Origin of the sequence: Roseovarius dicentrarchi (genome assembly GCF_003316635.1) — a bacterium.
Classification (GTDB): domain Bacteria; phylum Pseudomonadota; class Alphaproteobacteria; order Rhodobacterales; family Rhodobacteraceae; genus Roseovarius; species Roseovarius dicentrarchi.
Map to the genome: position 1 here is coordinate 51,413 of NZ_QNQP01000005.1, position 14,561 is coordinate 65,973.

Genomic DNA, 14,561 nt, shown 5'->3' on the forward strand with positions numbered 1-14,561 from the left:
TCCTTATCGGGTTAATAAACAGGCGGTGCGATCACCCAGATCGCGACGGCGGGAACATCATACGGGTTGTGCCATTCAAACGGGTCGTTCCGGATGCGGAAACTGTCACCGACACCCACGGTAAAGCGGCGGCCCGCGATCGTCAGATCCAGCCGGCCAGACAGCATGTAACCCACCTCTTGCGTGGCGCGCGTCTGAGGCGCCGCAGCGCGGGCGGCGGGGGCAAAGGTGGAATGCACCACCTCGAAATCATCGGTCAGATCGGGCGAAAGCAATTCTTCGGTCAGGCCGGGAATGTGCTTGCCTATGGCGCGCCGGGCATCACTGCGCACGATATAGCCCGCCTCATCCTCGGCCGCGCCCGAATGGTCGAGCAGCAGCGACAGCGGCACATTCAGCGCCGCTGAAATGCTGCGCATGTCGGCAACCGATGGCGAAGACAGATCCCGCTCGACCTGGCTCAGCCAGCCGACGGACCGGCCCAGCTGCTGTGCCAATGCGGCCAGCGTGACGCCCCGCGCCTTGCGCAGGGCGCGCAGATCGGCGCCAACTTTGTGGTGCATCGTGCTCAGAAGTGCGGTCACGGCAGCTCGCCTGGTGAAAACGGACGTTACATTTTCACGCTGCCGCGCCTTGATGAAAAAAGCAACGAAAATTTCACGCCTTGTCGCTTGACCCGCCGAACACCTGTTGCAAGAGCCGGGTCAATCCGTCCACATCGCGCTGATCAAAGGCTGAAGGCTGATCGCTGTCGATGTCCAGAACCCCGATCAGCGCACCATCCGCACCGTAGACCGGCAACACGATCTCGGAGCGGGTCGAACTGGCGCAGGCGATATGCCCCTCAAACGCATTCACGTCATCAACCAGCTGCACCTGCCCGGTGCGCGCCGCCGCACCGCAGACACCGCGCGAAAACGGGATGACAAGGCAGCCATGCCCGCCCTGATATGGCCCGATTCGCAATATTTCAGGCTGGGTCACGCGGTAAAATCCCGTCCAGTCGAACCTGTCATCGGCATGGTGCAGCTCGCAGACCATCGTCGCCATCAGCGCGATTTGATCGCGTTCTCCCGCGGTCAGCGCGGCGAGCGTTTTCGCCTTGTCCTCATAGTCGATTCGCATCTTTGATCTGTCCTTTTGCACTATGCGGCCACGCGCGCTCATACCGCGCGGCGCCGGTTTTCGCACCGCAGAAACACAGCCCACGCAGCAGGGCAAGGGCCGCGCAAACGCTTTTTCTGGCGGCGCACACCGATTGGTAAGGTTTAGCCCCTAACCTGCATGCAGGCGTCATAAAACAGCGGAGTATATATGAACCTTGAAACCAGTCACATCGGCCAGCACCACCTGATTACGGTGAATGCCCCCCGAATCGATGCCGCGCAGGCCATCGCATTCAAGGACGCCATGCGCGCCGCCACGGCGGATGCGACGGATCCCGTTGTGCTGGATCTGGGGCAGGTGCAATTCATCGATTCCAGCGGGCTGGGCGCGATTGTTGCGGCGTTCAAGCTGCTGGGTCCGGGCCGCCGGATGGATCTGGCCTGCCTGACGCCGGACGTGGCCAAGGTATTCCGATTGACACGCATGGACACCATCTTTGCCATCCATCCATCGCTGGAGGATCTGGCGACCCGGCAGGCCGGATAATGGACTGGGCCGCAGATCAGGGTGCCCCCGCCAAAACCGCGCGCGACGCAGTCTCAGCGCGCCGAAGGGTGTTTGCCATTCAGGCAACTGAAAAAGGCGTCCGGGCCGGGCTGGCGGAAATGAGAGGGTTTCTAAGCGCAAGGGGGCTGGACGCGGATTTTTGCGGGACGGCGGAAATCGTGCTAGCGGAAGCACTGAACAACATCGCCGAACATGCCCTTGTCGCCGCGCTGGGCGCTACGATTCGCGTCACCCTGACCACACGGCAAGGCGGCTTGACGGCCGAAATCGTCGACACGGGCACCGCCCTTCCGGGTCTGTCGCCGCCGGTTGGCCAGTTGCCGCCCTTGGGCGGAAGCGCGCACTCACTGCCCGAAGGGGGCTTTGGCTGGTATCTGATTCGCAAGCTGACCGACTGTTTGAGCTACACCCGCCACGCTGGAGAGAATCATCTGTGCCTGCGCATTTCCTTTGCCAGGACGGCCGCGGTCGCAACCCCAGTAGAGTGAAGTGTGATCCGGCATGGCCGGGGACCAGCCTCAGACGATCACGAGAGCATGCGCGCCTGTTCAGGGATAGCGGAAGACTCCTTGCCGCAAACTTGCCGTTGTCTTTTCTCATTGACGCCAGACTGGCGCGCTACGCTTTTTTCTGTAGCTTCAACAGCTTCCCTCGGCGCCGCGTTTAACAGCCCCCACCCAGTGCGCGGCGCCGAGGATTTTAAAGCCGGTAGTTGGAACGTGGCGCAGGACGCGCGTCGCCATACGCCTCCCCCGCAGGGTTAGCGATCAAAGGCAGATCGTGGTCCATTTCGACCTGGCTTCAATTCAGTTGGAAGTGCAGCGGATACTGTCCGTCCTCGAACGGTCCGAACAAATCCTCAATGTCGGGATGCTCCACCGGTTCGCCAGAATAGTCGGCGATCAGGTTCTGCTCGCTGACATAGGCAACGTAGTAGCTTTGATCATTTTCAGCCAAAAGGTGATAGAATGGCTGATCCTTTACCGGGCGGCTGTCTTCGGGGATCGATGCGTACCATTCCTCGGTATTGGCAAATTCCGGGTCCACGTCGAAAACCACACCGCGAAACGGATGTTTCTTGTGGCGGACGATCTGGCCCAGATGATATTTCGCACGCGATTTCAGCATATGATGCAGCCCCTATAGCGTTTCGAGTTAAAGTTGCGCCGCAACTTGAATTCAAAACGCGTGCAACGGTCGATCGTTGCGGGCGTCCTGACCTTTCGCAGTGGTTGCCAAACGTCGAAACGCTTTAGGGTATAAGGATAAATGTTTCAAGTGGGCTTTGTCCAACGCTGATCGCGCCTGATGTGGAAACAGTCTGTGGCTGGCGCCGCGGGCACTCTTGCCGCATCTGCATCAGTGCTATCCCGCCACATCGGGCCGTTGCGGTGAAATCGTGATTTCCCATTGGGCCGAAATTGGATACACTTGGCCTTAAACGAAAAACGGAGGCAGCGCAGACTGCCCCGATAACAAGAGCAGAGGCAGTAATGAGCAGACAGCTTCGCGCGGTCCTTTTGATGGTATTGGTCGCAGCCTGCGGGCGCGGTGGCGGCTATGGCGAATCCCCAAGACAGATGGACGATGCCTGCGCCATTCTCAAGGAACGACCGCAATATTCCCGTGCCTTCCGCGCCGCCGAGCGGCGCTGGGGCGTTCCCACCCATGTGCAGATGGCCACCATCTATCAGGAAAGCAAGTTCGACAGCGACGCGCGCACCCCCTACCGTTACACTCTGGGGATTATTCCGATGGGCCGCCAAAGCTCGGCCTTCGGATACAGTCAGGCGCTGGACGGTACCTGGGACGAATATGTAGCCCAGACCGGATCGCGCCGGGCGCGGCGCGACAATATCCACGATGCGACCGATTTCATGGGCTGGTACATGTCCAAATCGCGCGACGAGCTGGGAATCCAGATGTACGACGCGCGCAATCAGTATCTGGCCTATCACGAAGGCCGCAGCGGATATCGCCGCGGGACATACAATAACAAGGCATGGCTGGTGCGCGTGGCCGGCACGGTCGAATCCCGCGCCGCCACCTACCAATCCCAGCTGCGTCGCTGCGGACGCTGACAGCATGCGCCGCCCCACCGGGGCGGCAACGCGTTAACGATCCCGTGGACCGCTGGACCCGATGCCGGGAATGACAAAACTGTCATTTCCCAGCCGCACGCCCGTTTCCAGATCCCCCAGAATAACCGTTGTCCGGCTGCCGCCGCTGTCATTGATGACCCACTGGCGCAGTTCGGTCGGGGCGGCGGTAAAGACCAGCTCGATACTGCCATATTCAGGATGCTCGGGATCCTGCGCGCGCACGGTTGTCGTTTTGCCATCGCTGGCGTGGCCGGTCACCATGCGGGCGCGCGTCAGATCGACATTACGCGCCAGAATGATCGACAGCGGCGTGCGGTTCAGCGGATACCCTTGGGGCCCATCATTGGATTTGCCATCGATGATGCCCACCGTATCGCCATCCGCGACCACCAGCATATCCTCGGGCGGCTGATATTCAAAGCGCACGCGCCCCGGCCGCTTGATCAGGATACGGCCCTGGCTGATGGTGCCGTCGTCGTTTATTTGCGTAAAGGCTCCGCTGGCGGTCTGAAAGCTGTTCAGATAGCGCGAGATTTCACCAAGAGACAGTTTTTCTGCGGCAGCAGGCAAGGCCAGAACCAGGCAGGCTGCGGTCGCCGTGATGGCGGCGGTGATATATCTCATGAGTCGAATCCTCCTCGAATCGGGTGGCGTGCCGGATGGCGCGAATGCGTTGCCCTTCATGCCAATGCCGGTGCTGCTATGCGATAACAACCGCGCATCATGTCGATATCGGCAGATTTGTACCGGTTATCAAGGGGAAGGTGGCGGCACATGACGCTCAAAACGCAAACCGGCACCGCAACGGGTGCCGGATCGCCGGGTTTCGCATTTGCAGGCACTACCGTTCGGGAACCAGAATTTCGCGTTTGCCCACGTGGTTTGCCGCTGACACCACGCCCTGATCCTCCATCTGTTCAACCAGACGCGCAGCCTTGTTATAGCCGATGGCCAGCTTGCGCTGGATATAGGAGGTCGAACATTTGCGGTCGGTAATCGCGATCTGAACCGCCTGATCGTACAGCGCATCCTCGCCCTCGGTATTGCCGCCGGTGGACAGGCCCAGGACGGCGTCGATGCTGCTGGCCTTGTCCTCGTCCGGGCCTTCCAGAACGCTGCCGACATAGGCAGGCGGTCCATATGCCTTGAGGTTATTGACGACCTCCTCGACCTCTTCATCGCTGACGAATGGGCCATGGCAGCGGGTGATTTTCGCGCCGCCCGCCATATACAGCATGTCGCCCATGCCCAGCAGCTGCTCGGCGCCCATTTCGCCCAGAATGGTGCGGCTGTCGATCTTCGACGTCACCTGGAAGCTGATGCGCGTGGGAAAGTTCGCCTTGATCGTGCCGGTGATGACATCGACGGACGGGCGCTGCGTGGCCATGATGATATGGATGCCGGACGCACGCGCCATCTGGGCGAGGCGCTGGATACAGGCCTCGATCTCCTTGCCCGCGACCATCATCAGGTCGGCCATTTCGTCGACAATGACGACGATATAGGGCATCTTTTCGGGCGCGAATTTTTCCGTCTCGAAGACCGGCTCGCCGGTGTCGTCGTCAAATCCGGTCTGCACGGTGCGGCTGAACATCTCGTTCTTGCTCAGCGCATCGGCGACGCGGCTGTTGTAGCCGTCGATGTTGCGCACGCCCATCTTGGACATCTTGCGATAGCGCTCTTCCATCTCGGCGACGGTCCATTTCAGGGCGACGACCGCCTTTTTCGGATCGGTCACGACCGGGCTGAGCAGATGCGGGATACCGTCGTAAACGCTCAGTTCCAGCATCTTGGGGTCGATCATGATCATCCGGCAGTCATCCGGCGTCAGCTTGTAGAGCAGCGACAGGATCATCGTGTTGATCGCCACCGATTTGCCTGACCCGGTTGTGCCCGCGATCAGAAGGTGGGGCATCTTGGCCAGGTTGACCACCATCGGATCGCCACCGATATCCTTGCCCAGCGCCAGCGGCAGCTTGTGGTTGCCATCGCCAAAGTCGCGGGTCGACAGAATCTCGCGCAAGGACACCATCTCGCGGTTGTCGTTTGGCAGCTCGATCCCGATCACGGTACGGCCCGGCACGGTGGAAACGCGCGCCGACAGCGCCGACATGGACCGCGCGATATCGTCCGACAGGCCGATGACGCGGCTGGCCTTCAGGCCCGGCGCCGGCTCCAGCTCGTACATGGTCACGACGGGGCCGGGGCGGACCGATACGATCTCGCCCTTGACGCCGTAATCGTCCAGCACAACCTCCAGCATGCGCGCGTTTTCCTCCAGCGCCTCGTCGCTGAGGTGGTAGCGCGTGATGGTGTCCGGGCTGGACAGCAGGCTAAGCGGCGGCAGCTCGTACTGGGTGCCGGTGCTCTCCTCGAATTCGAGCGCGGGCTGCGCCTCGGCAACTGCACGGGCGGACGGGGCGACAACGCGTCGCTGGGTGTGCTGCACCACCTTCTTTGCCTCGGGCGCCGGGGCGATTCGGGGCGCGGGTGGCGCAGGGGCGGTATCGTCCAGAATGACGGCCTCATCCTCAAACGCATCTTCCTGCGCGGCGACCTCGACCTGCGGCTCGGGTTCTGCAACGCGCGGCGCGGGCGGAACGCGCAAGGACGGTGCGGTCAGGGGCGGCTCCGCGGGCAGCGCGGCCGCGGCGGTCAAGGGCGGCTCTTCCGGCAGGCGCGCAGCGCGCGCCGTGTCCAGAACCAGCGGCTGAGGCCCGCGCCGAACGCCGCGCCCTGCCCCACTGCTCAGCGGCACATGCATCGCAGGCGCCTTGCGCACGCGCGATTTGATCACGTCGGCAATCTTCTCCTTTATGCGGTCCTCGCCGGGCATCGGACGGTCCTGCGCCGTCGCCTGCTGATCGACCCATTCGGCCTGCGGCAACGGCTCGGGCTTGCGCATCAGCGATGGCATCCGCCCCAGCAACCCGCCCGATGCCTTTTCAGGCGCCCGTTCGGGCGCATGGCGCGCAGGGGCGTGCAGTACCGGCGCCTCCGCCTCGTCATAGACCTTGGCATGCGCGCTGCGGCCAACGCGCGGCTGCGGCGCCTGAACGGCCGGCTCTGGCGCCTCGGCCCGGCGGTCCATCCGCCGCGCCTGCGCACTGCGCGCCGCCACTGCCGCGCCAGACGCGCCGCGCGTGGCAAGCGCGATCAGCGCCGAATACGCCATGATGCAACCCAGCAAGGCCAGCTTCACACCGCGCGCCATTTCAGCACGCTCAAACCCCATGACAAACGCACCCAGACCCAACATCACCACGCCCAAAAGCAGCGACAGCAGCTTCAGCCCGATTGCCGCGCCAATCGGCAAGACACCCAGAACGGCGCCCAGGACCGTATCGCCAAATATACCGCCCAAGCCAAAGCTGTGGCTGGCATACCAGTCTGCCCCCGGCGTCAGCGACGCAGAATAAAGCGACAGAACAGCAATCCAGATCGGAATGAAAATCACGCGCGCCATGGCCCGGTCCTGCCCCTTGTGCAGAACGAACCTGACACCCCAAGCGGCCAGCGCCACGGCAATTCCCCAGCCGCCCCAGCCGACGACCATGAACAGCGTCGCCGAAATGGTCGCGCCGGTCTGGCCCAGCCAGTTCTGCACAGGCGTATCGACCGCCGACAGCCAGCTGGGATCGTCGGCGCTGTAGGATGCGAACATCATCGTGGCCAACACCGCCAGCCCCAACAGCGCCAGACCCAGCAATTCCTTGCCACGTTTTTCGATGGCCTGCGCCATGTTGCTGTCCAGCAAAGGATCGCGCCCGCGTGTCTGATATGCCATCGTTTCCCTCGTCCTAACCCGTGCCCATCGGCCCCGCGATACGCCCGCCTGCCGCGGCAGGGATGCAGCGGCATCCCCGATCCGGCTGATTGAATACTGTCCCTGAGGGGCTGAAATTACGATATCAGACGGTCACGGCGCGACACAAAGGATCGCACTCACGCACATCAGCAGACACCGCATAATCGGAAACCGCTCGGATACCATCGAAATACTGCCTCAGGTCGGGATCATTCTCGCCCCGTATCCGCCAAAACTACCCGTTGCCCGCCGGTGCGTCCAGCAAAACCATTCCGGCAATGCGCCTATTGTGGCATTTATGGCAAAGCGGGCAATATCATAGGCACCGCCGGGCTTTTTCGTGGTAAAAATACCCAAATCCGGCGTCTCATCCCAGCGCCGCCTCCGCGGCCCTGGCGATGCGCAGCAGCCGGTCCTCTCCCATCGCCTGCCCGCACAGCATGATGCCGCAGCTTGGCACGCCGGTAGGCAAGGTGATCGCGGCAAGGCCCATCAGATTGCCGACACGGGTGTTGCGCAATGTCAGCAGGTTTTCGGTCACGTAATACGCCCCATCCTCCAGCAGGCGCTGCGCGTTCGGGGGCAGATTGGGCGCGGTTGGCATCAAAACCGCATCAAACCCCGCCATTCGCGCGGCCCAGACCGTGCGCAGGCTGTCCAGCCGCTGCCACGCGGAAACAAAATCCGGCGCGCCAAAGGCTTGCCCGCCGCGAAACCGGTCACGGATCGGGCCGAACATCAGGTCGGGGTCCGCTTCGATCACGGCGCCCCAGGTGCCATAGGCCTCGCCCGAAAACAGCACGGCGGCCAGATCCATTGCCTCGTCCACCTCGGGGGCGGTGACAGGCGTGATCGTGGCGCCTGCTGCGGCCAACCGGTCGCTGGCCTCTGCATAGGCCCGTGCGGGTGCGTCGCGCAGATCGCTCATCACCGCGCTTTGCAGCGCGGCAAAGCGCATCCCGCGCAAGGATGCACCGCGCAGATCGGGCGCGGCCCGCGCCTCAAGCACCGACAGTAGCAGGGCCGCATCCTCGACACTGCGCGCCAGTGGGCCGATCGTGTCAAACCGCGCCGCCAGCGGAACGGTGCCGCGCGCCGGCACGCGCCCCGCCGTTGTCTTCAGCCCCACCAGATCGTTCCACGCGGCAGGCACCCGCACCGATCCGCCCGTATCGCTGCCGATGGCGCCCGGTGCCAGATCATGCGCAATACCGGACGCCGCCCCGCTGGATGACCCGCCGGCCACCGCGCCCGCGTCATTGATGCAAGGGGGCGTGGCCGTCATCGGGTTCAGCCCAAGGCCGGAAAACGCCAGCTCGCTCATATGCGTCTTGCCCAGGCACACCATACCGGCGGCGGTGGCACGGCGCAGCACCTCGGCGTCGCGCTCGGGCACGCGGCCTTTCAGCAGGCGCGATCCGGCTTCGGTCGCGGTGCCGGCGCTGTCAAACATATCCTTCCAACTGATCGGCACGCCATCCAGCAGCCCGCGCCGCTGGCCGCCTCGCGCGCGCTCAGCGGCGGCAGCTGCCTCGGCGCGGGCGCGTTCGTGGGTGACGGTCGAATAGATGCGCGGCCCGGCAGGATGCGCATCTATGGCGTCCAGATAGGTTTCGGTCAGCGCCGCCGCGTCAATGCTGCCCGCGCCAATGCCGCGCCCCAGCTCCGCAACGCCCATTTTCAGCCAGTCCTGCATGTTCCGCCCTCACCCCTTAGCTGCAATCGTGCCGACAGTAGCGGCGCGTTGGCGCATGGACAATCCGGCATTCCCCGCCATATTGGGACGCATGAAACATGACAGTGATATCGTGATCGTCGGCGGCGGCCTGAACGGCCCTGCCCTTGCATTGGCTCTGGCACACTCGGGGCTGACCGTGACCATCGTTGACGCCCTGCCCGAAGATGTGCGCAACGACACCGCGTTTGACGGCCGCGCCTATGCGCTGGCACTGGCCTCGGTGCGGTTACTGCGCGCGATCCGCGTCTGGGACAGCATTGAGGACCGGACCCAGCCCATGCTGGAAATCAAGGTCAGCGACGGGCGCGCCGGCGCCGGGCCGCTATCGCCGTTTTACCTGCATTTCGACCATGCCGAGCTGGAAGAAGGCCCGATGGGCCATATGTGCGAGGATCGCGTTCTGCGCCCTGCCCTGCTGGCCAAGATGAATGAAACATCCGAAATCACGCAGATTTCCGGTGATGCGGTAGTGTCGCAGACAACCGGGCCGGACGGGGCAACGCTTACGCTTGCCTCGGGCAAAACCTTGCGCACGCGGCTGATTGTCGGCGCGGACGGGCGCAGCTCGGGCACCGCATCGCGGGCGGGGATTCAGCGCACGGGCTGGGGGTATGGGCAGACCGCACTGGTCTGTGCGCTGTCGCACGAATTGCCGCATCACGGAATCGCGCATCAGTTCTTCATGCCGCCGGGGCCGCTGGCCATTTTGCCGCTGCCCGGCAACATGTCCTCCATCGTCTGGAGCGAAAGCGACAAAACCGCCGCCGAATTCGCCGCGCTCAGCGACGACGATTTCCTGCATGTGCTGCGCCCGCGCTTTGGCGATTTCCTGGGCGAAATTTCCCTGACAGGCAAGCGCTACACCTATCCGCTGGGCCTGACCGTCGCGAACAGCTTTGTCGCGCCGCGTGTTGCGCTGATCGGGGATGCGGCGCACGGCATGCACCCCATCGCGGGGCAGGGCCTGAACGCCGGGCTGCGCGATGTCGGGGCGCTGCATCAGGTGCTGACGGACGCCCGTCAGCGCGGCGAGGATCTGGCCGCGCCCGATGTGCTGGAGCGGTATCAGCGCTGGCGCCGGTTCGATGTTGCCACGTTGGCAATGACAACGGACCTTAGCAACCGCTTGTTTTCGAATGATAATCCACTACTGCGCGCGGTGCGCGACATTGGCATGGGGGCAATAAACGCTGCCGCACCGGTGCGCCGCGCCTTCATGCGCGAGGCGGCTGGCCTGACCGGCGATCTGCCTGATCTGATGCGCTGATTACTCGGCAGTATCCGCCCTACGCGTGCGCATAACGATGTCGACAGGACCGCTCGGGCGGGCCTGAAGCACGGTTGCGCCGGTCAGAACATGGCCGATGGTTGACCGCAGCGTTGCCTGAACCGTCATGGGATAGGCCCCCTGCCCCGTATCGACCGGCAAATTTATGCTATAGGGCGGGCCGCCCTGGGTCTGGACCCTTCTGATTGCGGGCGGGCGATTTCCACCCGATTGCGCCTGCACCACCAGATCCGAGCCGACCGGCACAAGGATCCGCTCCAGATAGGTCACATTCAACGCGATGTCGCGGCGCTGCGCAATATCAGCGCTTCGGATAATTCCGGGCGCTGCCGCGCCTGCGCCCGCGGGGGGCCGCGTCGGGCCGGTTTGCGGCACGCGGATCTGCTCCACCGCAGGGGCGCGCGGGCCGAACATGTTGGCCATTGCGCCGCCGCACCCCTGAAGCGCGATCAGCGACGCACCAACGATGGCCAGTTTCAGGGCAAGACGGTGATTGCGGGGCATGTGCGGCATGAGGGCGGTCCTTGCGGGTATCAAGACAGGCGGCGCGTGGCCGGGCGGATCTGACAGCCAGATTGCACCGGTCAAGCGGCTTTGACTATCGTTAATTACGACCGGGCGACACGATCAGCCCCGACAGGCCGCCGCATTACTTGCGCCAGCTTTCCAGCGCATCCTCATCCTCGGACCTGGCGGCCACCCAGTCGGCCCCGCCGTGGGCGGTTTCTTTTTTCCAGAACGGCGCGCGCGATTTCAGGTAATCCATCAGGAACATCGCCGCCTCGAACGCATCCTTGCGGTGGCGCGATGCGGTGGCGACCATCATGATCATGTCATCGGCGCGCAACAGCCCATGGCGGTGAATGATCAGACTGCCGCCCAGATCCCAGCGCCCATGCGCATCCTCGGCGATGGAATGCAGCGCCTTTTCCGTCATGCCCGGATAATGCTCAATCTGCATGTGATCCAAGGCGCCGTCCAGATCGCGCACGATGCCGGTGAAGGTCACGACCGCCCCCATGCCGGATTGGCGCAGTGCAAATGCGTTGGCCTCTGCGCCGAAATCAAACGGCGCCTCCTGCACCCGTATATCCACGCGCTCAGCCCCCGGTCATGGGCGGGAAAAACGCCACCTCGCGTGCGCCCGCAAGGGGAGTGTCGAAATCAGCCAGCTCCTGATTCACCGCCACGCGCAGCGCCGTCGTATCCGCAAATGCGGCCTCATAGCGCGCCTCGCGCGCGCTCAGCTCCGCCACCAGATCGCGCACTGTCGCGGCGCTGGTCTGTACCGTTTCGCGCGGCAGGCCGATCCGCTCGCGCACCCAGGCAAAATAAAGCACATCCATCAGCGATCATCCCTCAGATATGGCAGCGATTTCAGCAGGTAATCGATACCCGAAATCAGCGTCAGCACCGCCGCCAGCCACAAAAGCCACAGCCCTGCATACCATGTGTAATGCATGCTGGCCAATTTCCAGCCATGCCCCTCGAACACGCCCTGCGCGAACAGCGTTGCAATCGCCACCATCTGCGCGGTCGTCTTCCATTTTGCCAGTTTGGTGACCTTCAGGGTGCCTGCCGTGTCACCCAAAAACTCGCGCAGACCAGACACGAATACCTCGCGAAACAAGATCACGGTTGCAGGAAGGACCAGCCAGGGCGACATTGTTGAATAACCGACGATCACCATGAGCGCGACCACCACCATCGACTTGTCAGCGATCGGGTCCAGCATGGCGCCAAGCCGGGTTTCCTGTTTCCACGAACGCGCCAGATAGCCATCGAACCAATCGGTGATCGCGGCCGTGACGAACAGGATCAGCGCGAACCAGTCGGCATAGGGCCGGTCGAAATAAAGAAACATGACCGCCACGCCGGGCGCGGCCAACAGGCGCAAAAGCGTCAGGATATTGGGAATGGTCCATGTCATCCCCCATGTCTATCCCGCAACGGGCACCTGCGAAAGCCCCGTTTTGCTGCGCAAAACGGCTACGAAAACGCAAGTTTCCGGGCGCTCATCCCTTGTCGTGGAAATAGTCAAAGATCTTTTGCGCCAGCCCTTCGCTGACGCCGTCCACGGCCTTGAGATCGGCCAGATTGGCCCGGCTCACCGCCTTGGCGCTGCCGAAATGCGCCAGCAGCGCGCGTTTGCGCGCCGCGCCGACGCCCGGCACATCGTCCAGCGGTGTCGCGCTGACCGCCTTGGAGCGTTTGGCACGGTGCGTGCCGATGGCAAAGCGGTGCGCCTCGTCCCGCAGACGCTGAATGAAATACAGCACCGGATCGTTGCGTTGCAGGGCAATGGGGCGCTGGCCCGTGCGGTGAAACTCTTCCTTGCCCAGATCGCGGTCGATCCCCTTGGCAACGCCCACCATGGGAATTTCGCTGACGCCCATATCGTTCATGATACCGCGCACGACACTGACCTGCCCGGCGCCGCCATCGATCAGCAAAAGGTCGGGCCATGTGCCCTTGGCGCGGTCGGGATCTTCTTTCAGCAGACGCTTGAAGCGGCGCTGAAGCACCTCTTTCATCATGCCGAAATCGTCGCCGGGGGTCAGATCGTCGCCGCGGATGTTGAATTTGCGGTACTGGTTTTTCATCATCCCCTCGGGGCCGGCAACAATCATCGCGCCCACCGCATGGGCGCCCTGAATATGGCTGTTGTCGTACACCTCGATCCGCTGCGGCGGCGCATCCAGCCCAAACGCCTCGGCCACGCCCTTCAACAGGCGCGCCTGCGTCGCGCTTTCGGCCATCTTGCGCGCCAGGCTTTCGCGGGCGTTGCGCAGGGCCGACTCCACCAGTTCGGCCTTTTCGCCGCGTTGCGGCACCAGCAGCGTCACCTTGCGGCCCAGCTTGCCGGTCAGCGCCTCGGCCATCAGATCGGGGTTCTCGATCTCGCCGGACAGGATCAGTTGGCGCGCGGGCTCCTTGGTGTCGTAGAACTGGCCAATGAAGGCCTCCAGAACCTCGGGCGCCTCGACGTCAGCGCCGACACGGGGGTAAAAATCGCGGTTGCCCCAGTTTTGCCCGCCCCGGATAAAGAAAACCTGCACGCAGGCCTGTCCGTTTTCCAGATGCAACGCGATGATATCCGCCTCGTCCACGCTGCGCGGGTTGATGCCCTGGGCGGTCTGCACCTGCGTCATCGCCTTGATCCGATCGCGCAGGGCGGCGGCGCGCTCGAACTCCATCGCCTCGCTGGCGGCGTTCATCTGCCCCGCCAGCTTTTCCTGAATTTCCGTTGATTTACCGCTCAGATACCGCTCTGCATCCCCGACCTGAGCGGCATAATCCGCCTTCGAGATGTAGCCAACGCAAGGCGCGGTGCAGCGTTTGATCTGATATTGCAGGCAGGGCCGCGTGCGCGATTCGAACACCGAATCCGTGCAGTTGCGCAGCTGAAACACCCGCTGAAGCTGCGCCAGCGTGCGATTGACGGCGCCGGCGCTGGCGAAGGGGCCATAATACGCGCCCTTCTCGCGCTTGGCGCCGCGATGCTTCTTGATCATCGGGTAGTCGTGCGATTTCGTCACAAGGATGTTCGGAAACGATTTGTCGTCGCGCAGCAGCACGTTGTATTTCGGTTTCAGCTGCTTGATCAGGTTCTGCTCCAGCAGCAGCGCCTCGGTCTCGGTCGAGGTGGTCAGGAACATCATCGAGGCGGTCGCATCGATCATCCGCATGATGCGCCCGGTATGCCCGGTAGGCCGTGCATAGCTGCTGACCCGCGCCTTCAGATTGCGCGCCTTGCCGACGTATAAAACCCGCGCCTGCGCATCCAGCATGCGATAAACACCCGGCGACGCGTCCAGCGTGCGCAGGTAGGACTGGATCACCTTGTGGCCGGTCGGCACAGGCATTTGAGGGGACTGGTCGGTCATGGGGCTATAGATATGATTCTATGGGCGCGGCTGCAATCTTGGCCGGGGTGATACAAGGGGAATC

15 protein-coding genes are annotated in these 14,561 nt (G+C 63.2%); 4 read left to right on the forward strand and 11 right to left on the reverse strand.

Annotation, left to right across the window (positions count from 1 at the left end):
* Positions 1–11: 11 nt before the first annotated feature.
* Positions 12–563, reverse strand: a complete 552-nt coding sequence (locus DQ230_RS04945) for a helix-turn-helix domain-containing protein (RefSeq protein WP_113911557.1) — start codon at positions 561–563, stop codon at positions 12–14.
* Between the two features lie 94 nt (positions 564–657).
* Complete coding sequence (locus DQ230_RS04950) at positions 658–1,125, reverse strand: GAF domain-containing protein (RefSeq protein ID WP_113911398.1); 468 nt, start codon at positions 1,123–1,125, stop codon at positions 658–660.
* A 189-nt stretch (positions 1,126–1,314) separates the two neighbouring features.
* On the opposite strand from DQ230_RS04950, the gene DQ230_RS04955 reads away from it, so the two are divergent.
* On the forward strand, positions 1,315–1,653 hold the full coding sequence (locus tag DQ230_RS04955) for an STAS domain-containing protein (RefSeq protein WP_113911399.1): 339 nt from the start codon (positions 1,315–1,317) through the stop codon (positions 1,651–1,653).
* A complete protein-coding gene (locus DQ230_RS04960; protein WP_113911400.1) occupies positions 1,653–2,162 on the forward strand; it encodes an ATP-binding protein in 510 nt (169 codons plus the stop codon). Before DQ230_RS04955 ends, DQ230_RS04960 begins: the two co-directional genes overlap by 1 nt.
* A 313-nt stretch (positions 2,163–2,475) precedes the next feature.
* Here the strand turns inward: DQ230_RS04960 and hspQ are convergent, their stop codons facing one another.
* Complete coding sequence (gene hspQ, locus DQ230_RS04965) at positions 2,476–2,802, reverse strand: heat shock protein HspQ (RefSeq protein ID WP_113911401.1); 327 nt, start codon at positions 2,800–2,802, stop codon at positions 2,476–2,478.
* A 365-nt stretch (positions 2,803–3,167) separates the two neighbouring features.
* Between hspQ and DQ230_RS04970 the strand changes: the two genes are divergently transcribed.
* Positions 3,168–3,755, forward strand: a complete 588-nt coding sequence (locus tag DQ230_RS04970) for a transglycosylase SLT domain-containing protein (protein WP_113911402.1) — start codon at positions 3,168–3,170, stop codon at positions 3,753–3,755.
* Positions 3,756–3,788: 33 nt separating this feature from the next.
* Here DQ230_RS04970 and DQ230_RS04975 read toward each other — a convergent pair whose 3' ends face one another.
* The 3 genes from DQ230_RS04975 to DQ230_RS04985 all read right to left on the reverse strand — a co-directional run bounded on the left by DQ230_RS04975 (position 3,789) and on the right by DQ230_RS04985 (position 9,280).
* The gene (locus DQ230_RS04975) at positions 3,789–4,400 is read right to left on the reverse strand and encodes a LolA family protein (protein ID WP_113911403.1); all 612 of its coding nucleotides are present in this window, start codon (positions 4,398–4,400) and stop codon (positions 3,789–3,791) included.
* 217 nt (positions 4,401–4,617) lie between these two features.
* Complete coding sequence (locus DQ230_RS04980) at positions 4,618–7,563, reverse strand: DNA translocase FtsK (protein ID WP_113911404.1); 2,946 nt, start codon at positions 7,561–7,563, stop codon at positions 4,618–4,620.
* Between the two features lie 388 nt (positions 7,564–7,951).
* Complete coding sequence (locus DQ230_RS04985; protein WP_113911405.1) at positions 7,952–9,280, reverse strand: amidase; 1,329 nt, start codon at positions 9,278–9,280, stop codon at positions 7,952–7,954.
* A 91-nt stretch (positions 9,281–9,371) separates the two neighbouring features.
* Between DQ230_RS04985 and DQ230_RS04990 the strand changes: the two genes are divergently transcribed.
* Positions 9,372–10,589 (forward strand): UbiH/UbiF/VisC/COQ6 family ubiquinone biosynthesis hydroxylase, encoded by a 1,218-nt coding sequence (locus tag DQ230_RS04990; RefSeq protein ID WP_113911558.1) that lies wholly within the window; start codon positions 9,372–9,374, stop codon positions 10,587–10,589.
* Here the strand turns inward: DQ230_RS04990 and DQ230_RS04995 are convergent, their stop codons facing one another.
* The 5 genes from DQ230_RS04995 to uvrC all read right to left on the reverse strand — a co-directional run bounded on the left by DQ230_RS04995 (position 10,590) and on the right by uvrC (position 14,497).
* The gene (locus DQ230_RS04995; protein WP_113911406.1) at positions 10,590–11,123 is read right to left on the reverse strand and encodes a hypothetical protein; all 534 of its coding nucleotides are present in this window, start codon (positions 11,121–11,123) and stop codon (positions 10,590–10,592) included.
* A 136-nt stretch (positions 11,124–11,259) separates the two neighbouring features.
* Positions 11,260–11,706 carry a molybdenum cofactor biosynthesis protein MoaE gene (locus tag DQ230_RS05000; protein WP_113911407.1) on the reverse strand — a complete coding sequence of 149 codons (447 nt, stop codon included), beginning with the start codon at positions 11,704–11,706 and terminating at the stop codon, positions 11,260–11,262.
* 4 nt (positions 11,707–11,710) lie between these two features.
* A complete protein-coding gene (moaD, locus tag DQ230_RS05005; protein ID WP_113911408.1) occupies positions 11,711–11,956 on the reverse strand; it encodes a molybdopterin converting factor subunit 1 in 246 nt (81 codons plus the stop codon).
* Entirely contained in the window at positions 11,956–12,540 is a 585-nt protein-coding gene (gene pgsA / locus DQ230_RS05010; RefSeq protein ID WP_113911409.1) for a CDP-diacylglycerol--glycerol-3-phosphate 3-phosphatidyltransferase, read from the reverse strand. The genes moaD and pgsA overlap by 1 nt, the downstream gene beginning before the upstream one ends.
* 85 nt (positions 12,541–12,625) lie before the next feature.
* A complete protein-coding gene (uvrC, locus tag DQ230_RS05015; protein ID WP_113911410.1) occupies positions 12,626–14,497 on the reverse strand; it encodes an excinuclease ABC subunit UvrC in 1,872 nt (623 codons plus the stop codon).
* Positions 14,498–14,561: the final 64 nt, after the last annotated feature.

What these genes read in the sequence shown, in the direction of transcription:
- DQ230_RS04945 (WP_113911557.1), bottom strand. Translation starts at nt 563, where the DNA reads ATGCACCACAAAGTTGGCGCCGATCTGCGCGCCCTGCGCAAGGCGCGG.
- DQ230_RS04950 (WP_113911398.1), bottom strand. Translation starts at nt 1,125, where the DNA reads ATGCGAATCGACTATGAGGACAAGGCGAAAACGCTCGCCGCGCTGACC.
- DQ230_RS04955 (WP_113911399.1), top strand. Translation starts at nt 1,315, where the DNA reads ATGAACCTTGAAACCAGTCACATCGGCCAGCACCACCTGATTACGGTG.
- DQ230_RS04960 (WP_113911400.1), top strand. Translation starts at nt 1,653, where the DNA reads ATGGACTGGGCCGCAGATCAGGGTGCCCCCGCCAAAACCGCGCGCGAC.
- hspQ (WP_113911401.1), bottom strand. Translation starts at nt 2,802, where the DNA reads ATGCTGAAATCGCGTGCGAAATATCATCTGGGCCAGATCGTCCGCCAC.
- DQ230_RS04970 (WP_113911402.1), top strand. Translation starts at nt 3,168, where the DNA reads ATGAGCAGACAGCTTCGCGCGGTCCTTTTGATGGTATTGGTCGCAGCC.
- DQ230_RS04975 (WP_113911403.1), bottom strand. Translation starts at nt 4,400, where the DNA reads ATGAGATATATCACCGCCGCCATCACGGCGACCGCAGCCTGCCTGGTT.
- DQ230_RS04980 (WP_113911404.1), bottom strand. Translation starts at nt 7,563, where the DNA reads ATGGCATATCAGACACGCGGGCGCGATCCTTTGCTGGACAGCAACATG.
- DQ230_RS04985 (WP_113911405.1), bottom strand. Translation starts at nt 9,280, where the DNA reads ATGCAGGACTGGCTGAAAATGGGCGTTGCGGAGCTGGGGCGCGGCATT.
- DQ230_RS04990 (WP_113911558.1), top strand. Translation starts at nt 9,372, where the DNA reads ATGAAACATGACAGTGATATCGTGATCGTCGGCGGCGGCCTGAACGGC.
- DQ230_RS04995 (WP_113911406.1), bottom strand. Translation starts at nt 11,123, where the DNA reads ATGCCGCACATGCCCCGCAATCACCGTCTTGCCCTGAAACTGGCCATC.
- moaD (WP_113911408.1), bottom strand. Translation starts at nt 11,956, where the DNA reads ATGGATGTGCTTTATTTTGCCTGGGTGCGCGAGCGGATCGGCCTGCCG.
- pgsA (WP_113911409.1), bottom strand. Translation starts at nt 12,540, where the DNA reads ATGACATGGACCATTCCCAATATCCTGACGCTTTTGCGCCTGTTGGCC.
- uvrC (WP_113911410.1), bottom strand. Translation starts at nt 14,497, where the DNA reads ATGACCGACCAGTCCCCTCAAATGCCTGTGCCGACCGGCCACAAGGTG.